Origin of the sequence: Pseudomonas sp. HLMP (assembly GCF_046365545.1) — a bacterium.
Lineage (GTDB): Bacteria > Pseudomonadota > Gammaproteobacteria > Pseudomonadales > Pseudomonadaceae > Aquipseudomonas > Aquipseudomonas guariconensis_B.
The window spans coordinates 1,830,793-1,847,625 of the sequence record NZ_JBDLLR010000001.1; the positions used below are offsets into that span (position 1 = coordinate 1,830,793).

Consider the following 16,833-nt stretch of genomic DNA (forward strand, 5'->3'; position numbering starts at 1 on the left):
CCGCGACGACCTCAGAGCGGGTTCAGGATGGTATCCCGCGCCTCGGGCAGCATGCCTGGGTAGTCGAGGGTGTAGTGCAGCCCGCGGCTTTCCTTGCGCTGCATGGCCGAGCGGATCATCAGTTCCGCCACCTGGGCCAGGTTGCGCAACTCGATCAGGTCGCGGCTGACCTTGTAGTTGCTGTAGAACTCGTCGATCTCGTCCAGCAGCAGGCGCACCCGGTGCTCGGCACGCTGCAGGCGCTTGCTGGTGCGCACGATGCCCACGTAGTCCCACATGAATCGCCGCAGTTCGTCCCAGTTGTGCGCGATGATCACGTCCTCGTCCGAGTCGGTGACCTGGCTTGCGTCCCAGCAGGGCAGGGCGGCGGGCATGCCCACCTGGTCCAGGTGCGCCGCGATGTCGGCGGCGGCGGCGCGGCCATAGACGAAGCACTCCAGCAGCGAATTGCTGGCCATGCGGTTGGCGCCATGCAAGCCGGTGAAGCTGGTTTCTCCGATGGCGTACAGGCCTGGCACGTCGGTGTGGCCGCGATCGTCGACCATCACACCGCCGCAGGTGTAGTGGGCGGCCGGAACCACCGGGATCGGTTGTCGGGTGATGTCGATGCCGAAGGCCAGGCAGCGCTCGTAGACGGTGGGGAAGTGGCTCTTGATGAAATCGGCCGGCTTGTGGGTGATGTCCAGGTATACGCAGTCCACGCCCAGGCGCTTCATCTCATGGTCGATGGCCCGGGCCACGATGTCGCGGGGCGCCAGCTCCTCGCGCGGGTCGAAGCGCGGCATGAAGCGCTCGCCGTTGGGCAGGCGCAGCAGGGCGCCCTCGCCGCGCAGGGCCTCGGTGATCAGGAAGCTCTTGGCCTGCGGGTGGTAGAGGCAGGTGGGATGGAACTGGTTGAATTCGAGGTTGGCCACCCGGCAGCCGGCGCGCCAGGCCATGGCGATACCGTCGCCGCAGGCACCGTCGGGGTTGCTGGTGTAGAGGTAGACCTTGGCCGCGCCACCAGTGGCCAGCACGGTGAAGCGCGCGCCGAAGGTGTCGACTTCGCCGCTGTTGCGGTCCAGCACGTAGGCGCCCAGGCAGCGCTCGCCGGGCAGGCCCAGGCGGCGTTCGGTGATCAGGTCGACCGCCACGCGCTGTTCCAGCAGCTCGATGTTCGGCCGTTGCCGGGCCTGGGCCAGCAGGGTGGTGAAGATCGCCGCACCGGTGGCGTCGGCGGCATGGATGATGCGTCGGTGGCTGTGCCCGCCCTCGCGGGTCAAGTGGAATTCGAAGCCGCCATCGTCGACGCTGTAGTGCTCGTCGCGGGTAAATGGCACGCCTTGCTCGATCAGCCACTGGATGGCCTCGCGGCTGTGCTCGACGGTAAAGCGCACGGCGTCTTCATGGCACAGGCCGCCACCGGCGTTGAGCGTGTCCTCGACATGGGATTGCACGGTGTCGGTATCGTCGAGCACAGCCGCGACGCCGCCCTGGGCCCAGAAGGTCGAACCGTTGGCCAGGTCGCCCTTGCTCAGCACGGCGATGCGCAGATGGCTGGGAAGGTTCAGTGCCAGGCTGAGGCCGGCGGCGCCGCTGCCGATCACCAGGACATCATGTTGGAATTGTTGGCTCATGTCGGGACACTAGTATTCTTGAGTGAGGGAGCGGCACAATAGTCATGCGCAGATGGCATTGTGAAACTATCGTGAAACGTGACCGGGCTGCCTTTATAGCAGTCACAGGTGCCTGATTTCCAATGGCGTCTACGCCGTTGCGCAGATCTTCGTGGGAACTTTCCATCATCGGCGGAAATCCTAAGAAGGCTGCCCGCACGCCACAAATGCCGCGGCGACGCATGGCGGCAGCTCTATCCGGGCTGACACCTGCGTATTCGAAACCTGATTATCGACGCAGCCGGCCACGACCGCGCTGCGTCTTTCGTGCGAGCCGACCAAGGGCCGCAGGAAACTTGCTTGGAGGGGAGAACTTTTGCGCAAAGCCCGAGTCTATGGTTGCAAGCCTGAACGATGGCTGTTGCAACGCTCCTTCGAGTCCACTGAGGAGTGTTCATGCTAACCCAGGAAGAGGATCAGCAGCTTGTCGAGCGCGTGCAGCGCGGCGACAGGCGAGCGTTCGATCTGTTGGTGCTGAAGTATCAGCACAAGATTCTCGGGTTGATCGTGCGGTTCGTCCACGACACCCATGAAGCCCAGGATGTGGCTCAGGAGGCTTTCATCAAGGCCTACCGGGCGCTGGGAAATTTTCGCGGTGACAGCGCGTTCTATACCTGGCTGTACCGCATCGCCATCAACACGGCGAAGAACTACCTGGTGTCCCGTGGAAGACGGCCGCCAGACAGCGATGTGAGCTCCGAGGATGCGGAGTTTTACGACGGCGATCATGGTCTCAAGGATCTCGAGTCCCCAGAGCGCTCGTTGTTGCGGGATGAAATCGAAGGCACTGTCCATCGCACCATCCAGCAACTGCCCGAGGACCTGCGTACGGCCTTGACCCTGCGTGAGTTCGACGGACTGAGTTACGAAGACATTGCCAGTGTCATGCAATGTCCGGTGGGTACCGTGCGCTCTCGAATCTTCCGCGCTCGGGAGGCCATAGACAAAGCCCTGCAGCCTCTATTGCAGGAAACCTGAGACAGCGGCGACAGCCAAGAGAGGAACCGCCATGAGTCGTGAAGCTTTGCAGGAATCGCTGTCCGCGGTGATGGATAACGAAGCGGACGAACTTGAACTGCGTCGGGTGTTGAACGCCGTCGACGATCCTGAAACCCGTGCCACCTGGTCGCGCTACCAGATCGCCCGTGCAGCCATGCACAAGGAACTGCTGCTGCCGAAACTGGACATCGCCTCGGCGGTTTCCGCGGCGCTGGCCGACGAAGCCGTGCCGGCGAAGGTCAAGCAGGGCCCGTGGCGCACCATCGGTCGCCTGGCTGTCGCCGCCTCGGTGACCGTTGCCGTGCTGGCTGGCGTACGCATGTACAACCAGGACGAGATCACCGGCGCCGAGCTCGCTGCCCAGCAGCCAGCCCAGCAGGGCCTGAGCATGCCACAGGCACAGGGCCCCGCCGTACTGGCAGGCTATAGTGAAAGCAGTGAGCAACCGACCGGGCCGATGGCCAACGGCGTGCTGCAGAACCAGGCCGGCTGGGATCAGCGTCTGCCGGGGTACCTGCGCCAGCATGCCCAGGAGTCCGCGCTCAAGGGCACCGAGACCGCTCTGCCCTATGCCCGCGCCGCCAGCCTGGAAAACCGCTAAGTAAGGAGGATCATGCGCGCGCTACCTCTCCTGTCGCTGCTGCTCGGCAGCTGCATGGCGGTGCCGGCGTTGGCGGCCAACTCCTCGCCCGAGGCGAGCGAGTGGCTGGGCAGGCTGGCACGGGCCGAGCAAGAACAGAGTTACCAGGGTTCCTTCGTCTACGAACGTAATGGCAGCTTTTCTTCCCACGATATCTGGCACCGCGTCCAGGACGGTCAGGTCAGCGAGCGGTTGTTGCAGCTCGATGGCGCGGCCCAGGAAATCGTGCGCGTCGATGGCAAGGTCCAGTGCGTCAGCGGCTCCCTGGTCAGTGGCGTGGGTACCCCGCCAGACTCCGCACCGCGTGTGCTCGATCCCCTGAAACTGATGAGCTGGTACGACCTGGCCGTGGCTGGCCGGTCACGGGTCGCCGGGCGTGACGCGGTGATCGTCACGCTCAGCCCGCGGGACCAGCACCGCTACGCGTTCGAATTGCACTTGGACCGCCGGTCCGGCCTGCCCCTGCGCTCGTTGATGCTCAACGACAAGGGCCAGTTGCTCGAGCGCTTCCAGATGACCCGCCTGGACACCGACGATCAGCCGAGCGACGACGACCTGCGGGCCAGTGCAGCGTGCAAGCCGATCGAACGGATTGCCGCGACCTCCAGCGAAGCCGCTGCCGGCTGGCGTTCGGACTGGCTGCCGCCGGGCTTCGAGTTGATCAACAGCTCGGTGCGCCGCGACCCGGCACGCAACAGCACCGTCAGCAGCCTGATGTACGACGATGGCCTGGCGCGTTTCTCGGTATTCCTGGAGCCGGTCAAGGACGATGCCGGGACTGATACCCGTGCCCAGTTGGGGCCGACCGTGGCCGTGTCGCGCCACCTCAACACGCCCAAGGGCAAGGTGATGGTCACCGTGGTCGGGGAGATTCCCCTGGGGACCGCCGAGCGTGTCGCGCTGTCGATGCGGGCCCAGGATGCCCAGGCAAGTCAATGACGGCGTGCTGTCCGGCAGCCTGGAAGTCACTGGGCTGAAATGAAATTAAAGCATTGTCATTTGCAATCCCTTCGTAAATTTTCTATAGGTCAGGCTTTTCGGGGTCTGGCCTTTCCTGCTTGTGCAGGGGCCTTACTTGCTAACTACGCTCGTTGTGACGGGAGCCGTATGTCAATACCACGCTTGAAATCCTATCTCTCGATGTTCGCCGCCGTGCTCATGCTCGGCCAGGTGCTCACGGCCCAGGCCGAGGAGTCCCTGCCGGACTTCACCACCCTGGTCGAGCAGGCTTCGCCGGCGGTGGTGAACATCAGCACCAAGCAGAAGCTGCCAGAGCGCCGCATCGCCGCCGGGCAGATGCCGGACCTCGAAGGCCTGCCGCCGATGTTCCGCGAGTTCTTCGAGCGCAACATGCCGCAGGTGCCGCGTTCGCCCCGTGGCGACCGCCAGCGCGAGGCGCAGTCGCTGGGCTCGGGCTTCATCATTTCCAGCGACGGCTACGTGCTGACCAACAACCACGTGGTCGCCGATGCCGACGAGATCATCGTCCGCCTGTCCGACCGCAGCGAGTTGCAGGCCAAGCTGGTCGGCACCGACCCGCGTACCGACGTGGCCTTGCTCAAGGTCGACGGCAAGAACCTGCCGACCGTCAAGCTGGGTGACTCCAGCAAGCTCAAGGTCGGCGAATGGGTGCTGGCCATCGGCTCGCCATTCGGTTTCGACCACTCGGTGACCAAGGGTATCGTCAGTGCCAAGGGCCGTACCCTGCCCAACGACACCTACGTACCGTTCATCCAGACCGACGTGGCGATCAACCCGGGCAACTCGGGTGGTCCGCTGTTCAACATGAACGGCGAGGTGGTGGGGATCAACTCGCAGATCTTCACCCGTTCCGGCGGTTTCATGGGCCTGTCGTTCGCCATCCCGATCGACGTGGCGCTGGATGTCTCCAACCAGCTGAAGAAAGACGGCAAGGTCAGCCGCGGCTGGCTCGGCGTGGTGATCCAGGAGGTCAACAAGGACCTGGCCGAATCCTTCGGCCTGGACAAACCGGCCGGCGCCCTGGTGGCCCAGGTACTGGAAGACGGCCCGGCAGCCAAGGGCGGCCTGCAGGTGGGCGACGTGATCCTGAGCATGAACGGCCAGCCGATCATCATGTCGGCCGACCTGCCGCACCTGGTGGGTAGCCTCAAGGATGGCGACAAGGCCCGCCTGGAGATCATTCGCAACGGCAAGCGGCAGAACCTGGACGTCACCATCGGCGCGCTGCCGGAGGACGACGTGCAGATCGGTAGCGGTGGCCAGGGCGGCGCCGAGCGCAGCAGCAACCGCCTGGGGGTTTCCGTGACCGACCTGAGCGCCGAGCAGAAGAAATCCCTGGAGCTCAAGGGCGGCGTCGTCATCAAGGAGGTCCAGGATGGCCCGGCGGCGATGATCGGCCTGCGTCCGGGCGATGTCATCAGCCACCTGAACAACCAGGCGATCACCTCAGCCAAGCAGTTCACCGAGATCGCCAAGGACCTGCCGAAGAACCGTTCGGTGTCCATGCGCGTGCTGCGCCAGGGGCGCGCCAGCTTCATTACCTTCAAGCTGGCGGAATAAGCGCTGGGTGTGAGGTAGGAAAAGGGCAGCTTCTTCGGCTGCCCTTTTTCATGAAGGTGTCCTAGGCGCGAAGTGGCCCTGGAGGTGGCTGAATGCCCCACCTGGCCGGCATGGAGCCGCGCCTGCTGTCAGGAAGCGTATTCGTACACATGTCGTCCGATGAGGAATCTCCCATATCCCTGCGGCTTGAGTTACAATTCACGGCTATTTTTCGGCGGGCGTCCGGCTCGCAGCCTTTTCGAGTGTTGACCCGTGAGTGATTTGAGTCATATCCGCAATTTCTCCATCATCGCCCACATCGACCATGGCAAGTCGACGCTGGCCGACCGTTTCATCCAGATGTGCGGTGGCCTGACGGCACGCGAGATGGAAGCCCAGGTCCTCGACTCCATGGATCTGGAGCGCGAGCGCGGGATCACCATCAAGGCCCACAGCGTCACGCTGCACTACAAGGCCCAGGACGGCAAGACCTACCAGCTGAACTTCATCGACACCCCCGGCCACGTCGACTTCACCTACGAGGTCAGCCGTTCGCTGGCCGCGTGCGAAGGCGCGCTGCTGGTGGTGGACGCAGGGCAGGGCGTCGAGGCCCAGTCCGTGGCCAACTGCTATACCGCCATCGAGCAGGGCCTGGAGGTCATGCCGGTGCTGAACAAGATGGACCTGCCCCAGGCCGACCCGGACCGCGTCAAGGACGAGATCGAGAAGATCATCGGCATCGACGCCACCGACGCCGTGGCCTGCAGCGCCAAGAGCGGCATGGGCGTGGACGAGGTGCTCGAACGCCTGGTACACACCATCCCCGCGCCCGAAGGCGAGATCGACGCGCCCCTGCAGGCACTGATCATCGACTCCTGGTTCGACAACTACCTGGGCGTCGTCTCCCTGGTGCGTGTACGCCACGGCCGGGTCAAGAAGGGCGACAAGATCCTGGTCAAGTCCACCGGCAAGGTGCACCTGGTCGACAGCGTCGGCGTCTTCACCCCGAAACACACCCAGACCGCCGACCTCAAGGCCGGCGAGGTGGGCTTCATCATCGCCAGCATCAAGGACATCCACGGTGCCCCGGTCGGTGATACCCTGACCCTGTCCTCGACGCCCGAGGTCGAGGTCCTGCCCGGCTTCAAGAAGATCCAGCCGCAGGTCTATGCCGGCCTGTTCCCGGTCAGTTCCGACGATTTCGAGGACTTTCGCGAAGCGCTGCAGAAGCTGACCCTGAACGACTCCTCGCTGCAATACCTGCCGGAGAGCTCCGACGCCCTCGGCTTCGGCTTCCGCTGCGGCTTCCTCGGCATGCTGCACATGGAGATCATCCAGGAGCGCCTGGAGCGCGAATACGACCTGGACCTGATCACCACCGCGCCGAGCGTGATCTACGAACTCGAGCTCAAGACCGGCGAGACCATCTACGTCGACAACCCGTCCAAACTGCCGGACGTCTCGGCGGTCGCCGACTTCCGCGAGCCGATCGTCCAGGCCACCATCCTGGTGCCCCAGGAGCACCTGGGCAACGTCATCACCCTGTGCATCGAGAAGCGTGGCGTTCAGCGCGACATGCAGTTCCTCGGCTCCCAGGTGCAGGTGCGCTACGACCTGCCGATGAACGAGGTGGTGCTCGACTTCTTCGACCGTCTGAAGTCCACCAGCCGCGGCTATGCCTCGCTGGATTATCATTTCGATCGCTACCAGTCGGCCAACCTGGTCAAGCTGGACGTGCTGATCAACGGCGACAAGGTAGACGCCCTGGCGCTGATCGTTCACCGCGACAATGCCCACTACAAGGGCCGTGCGTTGACGGAGAAAATGAAGGAACTGATCCCTCGGCAGATGTTCGACGTGGCGATCCAGGCAGCCATCGGCGGCCAGATCATCGCGCGCACCACTGTCAAGGCGCTCAGAAAGAACGTACTGGCCAAGTGCTATGGCGGTGACGTCAGCCGTAAGAAGAAGCTGCTGGAGAAGCAGAAGGCCGGTAAGAAACGCATGAAACAGGTGGGCAACGTGGAAATTCCACAGGAGGCCTTCCTCGCCGTGCTCAGGTTGGATAGCTAGGTCCTATGTCGCTAAATTTCCCGCTGTTGCTAGTCATCGCCGTTGCCGTCTGCGGCCTGTTGGGCTTGATCGACCTGCTGTTCCTGGCTCCGCGCCGGCGGGCGGCGGTCGCCAACTACCAGGGCAGCGTCAGCCAGCCCGAGATGGCGGTGGTCGAGCGTCTGAGCAAGGAACCGCTGCTGGTCGAGTACGGCAAGTCGTTCTTCCCGGTGCTGTTCATCGTGCTGGTGCTGCGCTCGTTCCTGGTCGAGCCGTTCCAGATCCCTTCGGGGTCGATGAAACCGACCCTGGAAGTGGGCGACTTCATCCTGGTGAACAAGTTCTCCTACGGCATTCGCCTGCCGGTGATCGACAAGAAGGTCATCGAGGTGGGTGACCCGCAGCGCGGCGACGTGATGGTGTTCCGTTACCCCAGCGACCCGAACGTCAACTACATCAAGCGCGTGGTCGGCCTGCCGGGCGATCAGGTCCGCTATACCAGCGACAAGCGCCTGTACGTCAATGGCCAGCCGGTCGCCGAGCAGCTGGTCGGCGCCGAGCCGGGTACCTTGGGCAGCGCCCAGCTGTACAAGGAGAAACTGGGCGAGGCCGAGCACCTGATCCGCAAGGAAATGAGCCGTTACCGTATGCCGCCGGACCAGCAATGGACCGTGCCGGCCGGTCACTACTTCATGATGGGCGACAACCGCGACAACTCCAACGACAGCCGCTACTGGGACGATCCGAACATTCCGAAGGAACTGCACGGCATGGTTCCGGATCGGAACATCGTCGGCAAGGCCTTCGCGGTGTGGATGAGCTGGCCGGAGCCCAAGCTCAGCCACTTCCCCAACCTGTCGCGGGTCGGCCTGATCCATTGATACCAACGGCGCTGTCCTGATAGACAGCGCCGAATGCTTTTCTGACATAGGCTGTGTTCTCAGGGATCGGGAGATTCCACCGCCCCGGGGTGGTGGGCCACAGCCAAACAGTCTTTCAGGATGTTGATTTGAACAACGCGTTGAACAACCCACGGGTGGCCCCATGAGTGCTTCCCTTGCCCGCCTGGAGCGCAAGCTCGGCTATACCTTCAAGAACCAGGAGCAGATGCTCCTGGCCCTGACCCATCGCAGCTATGCCGGGCGCAACAACGAGCGCCTGGAGTTCCTGGGCGATGCGATCCTCAACTTCGTGGTCGGCGAGGCGCTGTTCGAGCGCTTTCCGCAGGCCCGCGAAGGCCAGTTGTCGCGCCTGCGCGCGCGTCTGGTCAAGGGCGAGACGCTGGCCCGCCTGGCTCGCGGCTTCGACCTGGGCGAGTACCTGCGCCTGGGGTCTGGCGAGCTCAAGAGCGGCGGCTTTCGCCGTGAGTCGATCCTCGCCGACGCCCTCGAGGCGCTGATCGGGGCGATCTATCTGGACGCCGACATGGCGACCGCCCGCGAACGCATCCTGGCCTGGCTGGCTGGCGAGTTCGACGGCTTGACCCTGGTCGACACCAACAAGGACCCCAAGACCCGCCTGCAGGAGTTCCTGCAGTCGCGTGCCTGCGAGCTGCCGCGCTATGAAGTGGTGGACATCCAGGGCGAACCTCACTGCCGGACCTTCTTCGTCGAGTGCGAAGTGGTGCTGCTGAACAACAAGAGCCGCGGCCAGGGCGTGAGCCGGCGTATCGCCGAGCAGGTCGCCGCCGCCGCTGCACTGATCGCCCTGGGCGTGGAGAATGGCAATGACTGATAGCAACCCGACCCGCTGCGGCTACGTGGCCATCGTCGGCCGCCCCAACGTGGGCAAGTCGACCCTGCTCAACCACATCCTCGGCCAGAAGCTGGCGATCACCTCGCGCAAGCCGCAGACCACCCGTCACACCATGCTCGGCATCAAGACCGAAGGCGACGTGCAGGCGATCTACGTCGACACGCCCGGCATGCACAAGGCCAACGACAAGGCCCTGAACCGCTACATGAACCGCACCGCCTCGGCCGCCCTGAAGGACGTGGACGTGGTGATCTTCGTGGTCGACCGCACCCGCTGGACCGACGAGGACCAACTGGTGCTCGAGCGCGTGCAGTACGTCAAGGGCCCGGTGATCCTGGCGGTCAACAAGACCGACCGCATGGACGAGAAGGCCGAGCTGATCCCGCACCTGCAATGGCTCCAGGAGCAACTGCCGAACGCCGAGATCGTGCCGATCTCCGCCCAGCAGGGGCACAACCTGCAGGCGCTGGAAGAACTGATCGGCCAGCACCTGCCGGAGAACGAGCATTTCTTCCCGGAAGACCAGATCACCGACCGCAGCAGCCGCTTTCTCGCCGCCGAGCTGGTACGCGAGAAGATCATGCGCCAGCTCGGCGCGGAGCTGCCGTACCAGATCACCGTGGAGATCGAGGAGTTCAAGCAGCAGGGCCATGTGCTGCACATCCATGCGCTGATCCTGGTCGAGCGTGACGGGCAGAAGAAGATCATCATCGGCGACAAGGGCGAGCGCATCAAACGCATCGGCTCCGACGCGCGCAAGGACATGGAGCTGCTGTTCGACGCCAAGGTCATGCTCAACCTCTGGGTCAAGGTCAAGGGCGGCTGGTCCGACGACGAGCGCGCCCTGCGCTCGCTGGGCTACGGCGACCTGTAATCTCCGGCGGCCCGGCGCTTCACGGGCCGCCCACCCTCCGGGCCCTTCCCCATGGAACAACCAGTCGGCCAACCGGCTTACGTGCTGCACAGCCGCGCCTACCGGGAAACCAGCGCGCTGGTGGATTTCCTCACGCCCCAGGGGCGCGTGCGCGCGGTGCTGCGCCGGGCCCGGGGCAAGGGCGGCAGCCTGGTGCGGCCGTTCGTGCCGTTGGAGGTAGAACTGCGCGGGCGTGGCGAGCTGAAGAACGTCGGCCGCCTGGACAGCGTTGGCGTGGCCGCCTGGCTGCATGGCGACGCGCTGTTCAGCGGGCTCTACCTCAACGAGCTGCTGATGCGCCTGCTGCCGGCGGAAGTGGCCCATCCGCTGTTGTTCGAGCATTACACCTTGACCCTCCAGGCCCTGGCCGCCGGCCGGCCGCTGGAGCCGTTGCTGCGCGCCTTCGAATGGCGCCTGCTGGATGAGCTGGGCTATGCCTTCGCCCTGGACCGCGACATCAACGACGATCCGGTCCAGGCCGACGGCCTGTATCGTCTGCAGGTGGATGCCGGGCTGGAGCGGGTGTACCTGGTCCAGCCTGGGCTGTTCAACGGTGCCGAGCTGCTGGCCCTGGCCGAGGCCGACTGGGATGCACCGGGTGCCTTGCTGGCGGCCAAGCGCCTGATGCGCCAGGCCCTGGCCGTGCACCTGGGGCCCAAGCCACTGGTCAGCCGGGAACTGTTTCGCAAGCGCTGAGCACGTCGTATGCTGTGAGGCCCGATTTTCAGGAGAGCCTTTCGTGACTCACAGCAACCGCATGCTTCTCGGCGTCAACATCGACCACGTGGCGACGCTCCGCCAGGCCAGGAGCACGCGTTACCCGGATCCGGTCAAGGCCGCGCTGGACGCCGAGGAAGCGGGCGCCGACGGCATCACCGTGCACCTGCGCGAAGACCGCCGGCACATCCAGGAGCGCGACGTGCTGCTGCTCAAGGACGTGCTGCAGACCCGCATGAACTTCGAGATGGGCGTCACCGAAGAGATGATGGCCTTCGCCGAGAAGATCCGTCCGGCGCATATCTGCCTGGTCCCCGAGACGCGCCAGGAACTGACCACCGAAGGTGGCCTTGACGTCGCCGGCCAGGAAGCGCGGATCAAGGCGGCGGTGGAGCGCCTGGCGCGTACCGGTGCGGAGGTTTCGCTGTTCATCGATGCCGACGAACGGCAGATCGAAGCCTCTCGTCGGGTCGGTGCCCCGGCCATCGAACTGCATACCGGGCGCTATGCCGATGCTCAGTCGCCGACCGAGGTGGCCGAGGAACTCAAGCGTATCGTCGACGGTGTCGCCTTCGGCGTTGGCCAGGGCCTGATCGTCAACGCAGGCCATGGTCTACATTACCACAACGTCGAGGCGGTGGCGGCGATCAAGGGCATCAATGAGCTGAACATCGGCCATGCGCTGGTGGCGCATGCGTTGTTCGTCGGTTTCAAGGCGGCGGTGGCCGAGATGAAGGCCTTGATCGTCGCGGCCAGCGCGCGCTGACCCAGGTGGGGCCGCCTTGCGGCCCTTTCGCGAATGGCTTACTTGCGCGCCAGCAGCGTCGCCCGACGCGGGGCTGGCAGGCCTTCGATGGTCAGGCTGTGGTCGTGCGGGTCGAGGAAGTCGCCGAGCGACTGGTAGCGCATCCACTCGGTGCTGCGCTGCTCCTGCACGCTGGTGACGCTCAGGTCGACACAGCGCACGTCACGGAACCCGGCCCGGCGCAGCCAGCGCTCCAGCGCCGGTACCGACGGCAGGAACCAGACGTTGCGCATCTGTGCGTAGCGGTCCTCGGGCACCAGCACCTGGTGTTCGTCGCCTTCGATCACCAGGGTTTCCAACACCAGCTCGCCCTCCTTGACCAGGCAGTCCTTGAGCGCCAGCAGGTGCTCGATGGGCGAGCGGCGATGGTAGAACACGCCCATGGAAAAGACCGTGTCGAAACCTTCCAGGTTGGCGGGCAGGTCTTCCAGGGCGAACGGCAGGTGCCAGGCCGGCAGGTCGGGCAGGTATTTCTGCACGGCCTGGAACTGGCAGAAGAACAGCCAGTTGGGGTCGACGCCGATGACCATGTCGGCCCCGGCGCCGAGCATGCGCCACTGGTAGTAGCCATTGCCGCAGCCCACGTCGAGCACGCGTTTGCCCTTGAGGTCCAGGTGCGGGGAGACTCGCGACCATTTCCAGTCCGAGCGCCATTCGGTGTCCACGTGCACGCCGAACAGGTCGAACGGCCCCTTGCGCCAGGGCGAGAGCCCCATCAGTGCCTGGTGTAGCACGGCGCGGGTAGCGTCGTCGCACGCACAGTCCAGGCGCAGGCCGTCGGCCAGGTCGATTTCGCTCGCCTGTAAATCAGGCAGGGCCTCCAGGGCGCCACGCCAGCGGTCGAGATCGCCATGGCCTTTTTCCAGCTTGGCTTCCAGTTGTGCCTGCAGGCCTTGGGACCAGGTGGCGAGAGGCGTACCCGCCAGGCGGCGGACGAGAGGGGACAGATCGATCATGGTAGGGCAATCAGCGAGGCGAAGTTGAGGCATTGGAACCAGGGCACGACCTTGGAGAAGCCGGCGTCGCGCAGGCGTTGCTTGTGGCTCTCCAGGCTGTCGGGCTTCATCACGTTCTCGATGGCGCTGCGCTTCTGGGCGATTTCCAGTTCGCTGTAGCCATTGGCACGCTTGAAGTCCAGGTGCAGTTCGTTGAGCAGCGCCTGTTCCTGGTCATCCTCGAACCGCAGTTTCTCGGAGAGGATCAGCGCACCGCCGGGCAGCAGGGCCTGGTGGATGCGGCCAAGCAGTGCCAGGCGTTGCTCCGGGGCGATGAACTGCAGGGTGAAATTCATCGCCACCACCGAGGCCGGTTCGAACGGCAGGGCGAGGATGTCGGCTTCCAGCACCTGCACCGGCAGCAGTTCCTGGAACATCGAGTCCTGGGCAGTGAGGTACTGGCGGCAGCGCTCGACCATGGCGACGGAGTTGTCCACCGCGATCACCCGGCAGCCGTCGGTACGTACATGGCGGCGCAGGGCCTGGGTCACCGCGCCGAGCGAGGCGCCCAGGTCATAGAGGGCCGTGTGCGGCTGGGCGAAGCGGGCCGCCAGCACGCCAAGGTTCTCGACGATGGTCGGGTAACCGGGCACCGAGCGCTTGATCATGTCCGGGAACACCCGCACCACATCCTCGTTGAAGACGAAGTCGGGCACCTGCTCCAAGGGCTGGGCGAATAGGCGGTCGGGTTCTTTGCTCACGGTGGATCCAGGCGGCTGGCAAACTAGAGGGCCGGCATTCTAGCCAAACCGCGGCAAGCTTGCATGGTTGGCTGACCGGCGCCGTGTGCTCATTGCACTCGAATCGTGCAGTCGAAGGTCTGCACGGGGCGGACTTCCGGTGCCCAAGGTTGCTGGTAGACCAGGATCAGGTGGCCCTCGCCGGCGGCCTGGGCCTGGAAGCGCCAGGTGGAAACACCGGCGCTGCCGACGATGCCGGCCTCTTCAGGGGCGCTGTAGACCTCGGGGCCGAGGCTGCGCAGTATGTTCGCAGCGGGGTCTTGCAGCAGCCAGCGATAGCCGGTGGAGGGATTGCTGGGCAGGGTCAGGGTCAGCGTCTGGCCGACCTGCAGGTGCCTGGGGCATTCGCTCTCGGCGTCCAGGTCGACATTCTGGCGTGGCTGCTGGGCGCAGGCGGCGAGCAGGGCGAGGCTCAGGGGAACGAGCAGGCGAAGGACGGTCATGTTGGCTCCGGAGGCTGGCGATGGCCTGAGGATACCGAAGGTGTCGGATCAATGTGTAGCCTGTGCCGGCCCATTCGCCTCGAACCGCTGCGAATGGGCCGCACTGCGGCCGCCGGCCTTCAGAACAGCACTTTCGCCACATCGGCGAAGCGCTTGGCGAAGTGCACCGTCAACCCGTCGCGCAGGTAGTCCGGCAACTCCTCGAAATCCCCCCGGTTGGCTTCCGGCAGGATCAGCTCGAAGATCTTCTGGCGCCTTGCGGCGATCACTTTCTCGCGCACTCCGCCAATGGGCAGGACCTGGCCGGTGAGGGTCAGCTCGCCGGTCATGGCCACGCCTTTCTTCGGCGACTGGTCGCGGGCCAGGGACAGCAGGGCGCTGGCCATGGTGATGCCGGCGCTGGGGCCGTCCTTGGGCGTGGCGCCCTCCGGCACGTGCAGGTGGATGAAGGCCTCGTTGAAGAAACCAGGGTCGCCCCCGTACTGCTTGAGGTTGGCACTGACATAGCTGTAGGCGATCTCAGCGGACTCCTTCATCACATCACCCAGCTTGCCGGTCAGCTTGAAACCACGGTTGAGGGTATGGATACGCGTGGCCTCGATCGGCAAGGTGGCGCCGCCCATGCTGGTCCAGGCAAGGCCGGTGATCACGCCCTTGCCGGCCAGCACCTGTTCGCTGCGGAACACCGGCATGCCCAGCGCCGGCTCCAGGTCCTTGGGGCCGATCCTGAGCTTGGCGTCCGGGTCTTCCAGCAGCTTGACCACGGCCTTGCGCACCAGCTTGCCCAGTTGTTTCTCCAACTGGCGCACACCGGCTTCGCGGGCATAGCCTTCGATCACCAGGCGCAGGGCGCTGTCGCTGATGCCCAGGCTGCTCTTGGCCACGCCGGCCTTGGCCAACTGCTTGGGCCACAGGTGGCGCTTGGCGATGGCCAGTTTTTCCTCGGTGATATAGCCAGACAGGCGGATCACCTCCATGCGGTCGAGCAGGGGGCCGGGGATCGAGTCCAGGGTGTTGGCGGTACACACGAACAGCACCTTGGAGAGGTCCAGGCGCAGGTCCAGGTAATGGTCGAGGAAGTCGACGTTCTGCTCCGGGTCCAGGGTTTCCAGCAGCGCCGAGGCTGGGTCGCCCTGGTAGCTCTGGCCCATCTTGTCGATCTCGTCGAGCATGATCACCGGGTTCATCACCTCGACCTCCTTGAGCGCCTGCACCAGCTTGCCTGGCTGGGCGCCGATGTAGGTGCGCCGGTGGCCCTTGATCTCGGCTTCATCGCGCATGCCGCCGACGCTGAAGCGGTAGAACGGCCGGCCGAGGGATTCGGCGATCGACTTGCCGATGCTGGTCTTGCCGACCCCGGGCGGGCCGACCAACAGGACGATCGAGCCGCTGATCTCGCCCTTCCAGGCGCCCACGGCGAGGAATTCGAGGATGCGTTCCTTGATGTCGTCCAGCCCTGCATGGTGCTGGTCGAGGACCTTGCGGGCGTGCTTGAGGTCGAGCTTGTCCGCACCGTACACGCCCCAGGGCAGGGCGGTGGCCCATTCCAGGTAGTTGCGGGTAACGGCGTATTCCGGCGAACCGGTCTCGAGGATCGCCAGCTTGCTCATTTCCTCGTCGATGCGCTTTTTCGCCGACTCGGGCAGGGTCTTGCCCTCCAGGCGTTGCTGGAACTGCTCCAGGTCGGCGCTGCGGTCGTCCTTGGTCAGGCCCAGTTCCTGCTGGATGACCTTGAGCTGCTCCTTGAGGAAGAATTCGCGCTGGTGCTCGCCGATCTGCCGGTTGACCTCGGCGGAGATCTCGTTCTGCAGGCGCGCGACCTCGACCTCCTTGCGCAGCATCGGCAGGACCTTTTCCATGCGCTTGAGCATCGGCACGCAGTCGAGCACTTCCTGCAGTTGGGCGCCGGTGGCGGAGGTGAGTGCCGCGGCGAAGTCGGTCAGCGGCGACGGGTCGTTGGGGCTGAAGCGGTTGAGGTAGTTCTTCAGCTCCTCGCTGTACAGCGGGTTCAGCGGCAGCAGCTCCTTGATCGCGTTGATCAGGGCCATGCCGTAGGCCTTGACCTCGTCGGTCGGCTCGGCCGGCTGGCGGGGGTAGTCGACCTCTACCAGGTAGGGTGGACGATGGTGCTTGAGCCAGGTACGGATGCGTACCCGGGTCAGGCCCTGGGCGACGAACTGCAGCTTGCCGTTCTCGCGGCTGGCGTGGTGGACCTTGACCAGGGTGCCGTACTGCGGCAGGGCCGAGGTATCGAAATGGCGATGGTCTTCTGGCGGGGTGTCCATGAAGAACAGGGCCAGGGAGTGGTGGGGCGTCTTGGCCACCAGGTCGAGGGTTTCCGCCCAGGGCTCTTCATTGACGATCACCGGCAGCACCTGGGCCGGGAAGAACGGGCGGTTGTGGATCGGGATCACATAGACCTTGTCCGGCAGTTGCTGGCCGGGCAGGGCGAGGTGGTGGCCGGTGGTGGCCTTGGCTTCGAGATGCTCGACTTCGCTGTGTTCGTCGGGATGTTCCGGGAAATCCTGCTGGTCGCTCATGGGGCACCTGCGTGAATGGCTATGGTGCTTAGATGGGGCGGGGGAGGACGGGTTTCAAC

At 64.8% G+C, this 16,833-nt stretch carries 15 protein-coding genes; 10 read left to right on the forward strand and 5 right to left on the reverse strand.

The genetic code is table 11. The annotated features are described in order from the left end of the window. Window positions 1-11 precede the first annotated feature (11 nt). Entirely contained in the window at window positions 12-1,616 is a 1,605-nt protein-coding gene (gene nadB / locus ABFA30_RS08640; RefSeq protein ID WP_253081792.1) for an L-aspartate oxidase, read from the reverse strand. 435 nt (window positions 1,617-2,051) lie between these two features. On the opposite strand from nadB, the gene rpoE reads away from it, so the two are divergent. From rpoE to pdxJ, 10 genes are all read left to right on the forward strand, one after another. Beyond that, the gene (gene rpoE, locus ABFA30_RS08645) at window positions 2,052-2,633 is read left to right on the forward strand and encodes an RNA polymerase sigma factor RpoE (RefSeq protein WP_003252049.1); all 582 of its coding nucleotides are present in this window, start codon (window positions 2,052-2,054) and stop codon (window positions 2,631-2,633) included. Between the two features lie 31 nt (window positions 2,634-2,664). Continuing rightward, window positions 2,665-3,255 (forward strand): sigma-E factor negative regulatory protein, encoded by a 591-nt coding sequence (locus tag ABFA30_RS08650; protein WP_225788082.1) that lies wholly within the window; start codon window positions 2,665-2,667, stop codon window positions 3,253-3,255. 12 nt (window positions 3,256-3,267) lie between these two features. Then, window positions 3,268-4,233, forward strand: coding sequence for a MucB/RseB C-terminal domain-containing protein (locus ABFA30_RS08655; protein ID WP_225788083.1), 966 nt, complete (start codon window positions 3,268-3,270; stop codon window positions 4,231-4,233). A gap of 201 nt (window positions 4,234-4,434) precedes the next feature. Then, window positions 4,435-5,835: a DegQ family serine endoprotease gene (locus ABFA30_RS08660; RefSeq protein WP_410046036.1), complete on the forward strand. Its 1,401-nt coding sequence runs from the start codon at window positions 4,435-4,437 to the stop codon at window positions 5,833-5,835. 252 nt (window positions 5,836-6,087) lie between these two features. Continuing rightward, window positions 6,088-7,887 (forward strand): translation elongation factor 4, encoded by a 1,800-nt coding sequence (gene lepA / locus ABFA30_RS08665; protein WP_225788085.1) that lies wholly within the window; start codon window positions 6,088-6,090, stop codon window positions 7,885-7,887. A gap of 5 nt (window positions 7,888-7,892) precedes the next feature. Next, on the forward strand, window positions 7,893-8,747 hold the full coding sequence (gene lepB / locus ABFA30_RS08670; protein ID WP_225788086.1) for a signal peptidase I: 855 nt from the start codon (window positions 7,893-7,895) through the stop codon (window positions 8,745-8,747). A 163-nt stretch (window positions 8,748-8,910) separates the two neighbouring features. Continuing rightward, on the forward strand, window positions 8,911-9,600 hold the full coding sequence (gene rnc, locus ABFA30_RS08675; protein ID WP_225788087.1) for a ribonuclease III: 690 nt from the start codon (window positions 8,911-8,913) through the stop codon (window positions 9,598-9,600). Continuing rightward, window positions 9,593-10,495: a GTPase Era gene (gene era, locus ABFA30_RS08680; protein ID WP_225788088.1), complete on the forward strand. Its 903-nt coding sequence runs from the start codon at window positions 9,593-9,595 to the stop codon at window positions 10,493-10,495. Before rnc ends, era begins: the two co-directional genes overlap by 8 nt. Before the next feature lie 51 nt (window positions 10,496-10,546). Next, on the forward strand, window positions 10,547-11,230 hold the full coding sequence (recO, locus tag ABFA30_RS08685) for a DNA repair protein RecO (RefSeq protein WP_225788089.1): 684 nt from the start codon (window positions 10,547-10,549) through the stop codon (window positions 11,228-11,230). A gap of 61 nt (window positions 11,231-11,291) precedes the next feature. Continuing rightward, entirely contained in the window at window positions 11,292-12,017 is a 726-nt protein-coding gene (gene pdxJ / locus ABFA30_RS08690; protein WP_410046037.1) for a pyridoxine 5'-phosphate synthase, read from the forward strand. Window positions 12,018-12,055: 38 nt separating this feature from the next. Here the strand turns inward: pdxJ and cmoB are convergent, their stop codons facing one another. The 4 genes from cmoB to lon form a co-directional block, all read right to left on the reverse strand. Beyond that, window positions 12,056-13,012 carry a tRNA 5-methoxyuridine(34)/uridine 5-oxyacetic acid(34) synthase CmoB gene (cmoB, locus tag ABFA30_RS08695; protein WP_225788091.1) on the reverse strand — a complete coding sequence of 319 codons (957 nt, stop codon included), beginning with the start codon at window positions 13,010-13,012 and terminating at the stop codon, window positions 12,056-12,058. Further along, window positions 13,009-13,752 carry a carboxy-S-adenosyl-L-methionine synthase CmoA gene (cmoA, locus tag ABFA30_RS08700; protein WP_225788092.1) on the reverse strand — a complete coding sequence of 248 codons (744 nt, stop codon included), beginning with the start codon at window positions 13,750-13,752 and terminating at the stop codon, window positions 13,009-13,011. The genes cmoB and cmoA overlap by 4 nt, the downstream gene beginning before the upstream one ends. Before the next feature lie 89 nt (window positions 13,753-13,841). Beyond that, window positions 13,842-14,234: a protease inhibitor I42 family protein gene (locus ABFA30_RS08705; RefSeq protein WP_225788093.1), complete on the reverse strand. Its 393-nt coding sequence runs from the start codon at window positions 14,232-14,234 to the stop codon at window positions 13,842-13,844. 119 nt (window positions 14,235-14,353) lie between these two features. After that, the gene (lon, locus tag ABFA30_RS08710; RefSeq protein WP_225788094.1) at window positions 14,354-16,774 is read right to left on the reverse strand and encodes an endopeptidase La; all 2,421 of its coding nucleotides are present in this window, start codon (window positions 16,772-16,774) and stop codon (window positions 14,354-14,356) included. Between the last annotated feature and the right edge of the window lie 59 nt (window positions 16,775-16,833).

Excerpts from the sequence above, each read along its gene's own strand:
- nadB (WP_253081792.1), bottom strand. The coding sequence starts at position 1,616 with ATGAGCCAACAATTCCAACATGATGTCCTGGTGATCGGCAGCGGCGCC.
- rpoE (WP_003252049.1), top strand. The coding sequence starts at position 2,052 with ATGCTAACCCAGGAAGAGGATCAGCAGCTTGTCGAGCGCGTGCAGCGC.
- ABFA30_RS08650 (WP_225788082.1), top strand. The coding sequence starts at position 2,665 with ATGAGTCGTGAAGCTTTGCAGGAATCGCTGTCCGCGGTGATGGATAAC.
- ABFA30_RS08655 (WP_225788083.1), top strand. The coding sequence starts at position 3,268 with ATGCGCGCGCTACCTCTCCTGTCGCTGCTGCTCGGCAGCTGCATGGCG.
- ABFA30_RS08660 (WP_410046036.1), top strand. The coding sequence starts at position 4,435 with ATGTTCGCCGCCGTGCTCATGCTCGGCCAGGTGCTCACGGCCCAGGCC.
- lepB (WP_225788086.1), top strand. The coding sequence starts at position 7,893 with ATGTCGCTAAATTTCCCGCTGTTGCTAGTCATCGCCGTTGCCGTCTGC.
- rnc (WP_225788087.1), top strand. The coding sequence starts at position 8,911 with ATGAGTGCTTCCCTTGCCCGCCTGGAGCGCAAGCTCGGCTATACCTTC.
- era (WP_225788088.1), top strand. The coding sequence starts at position 9,593 with ATGACTGATAGCAACCCGACCCGCTGCGGCTACGTGGCCATCGTCGGC.
- recO (WP_225788089.1), top strand. The coding sequence starts at position 10,547 with ATGGAACAACCAGTCGGCCAACCGGCTTACGTGCTGCACAGCCGCGCC.
- pdxJ (WP_410046037.1), top strand. The coding sequence starts at position 11,292 with ATGCTTCTCGGCGTCAACATCGACCACGTGGCGACGCTCCGCCAGGCC.
- cmoB (WP_225788091.1), bottom strand. The coding sequence starts at position 13,012 with ATGATCGATCTGTCCCCTCTCGTCCGCCGCCTGGCGGGTACGCCTCTC.
- ABFA30_RS08705 (WP_225788093.1), bottom strand. The coding sequence starts at position 14,234 with ATGACCGTCCTTCGCCTGCTCGTTCCCCTGAGCCTCGCCCTGCTCGCC.
- lon (WP_225788094.1), bottom strand. The coding sequence starts at position 16,774 with ATGAGCGACCAGCAGGATTTCCCGGAACATCCCGACGAACACAGCGAA.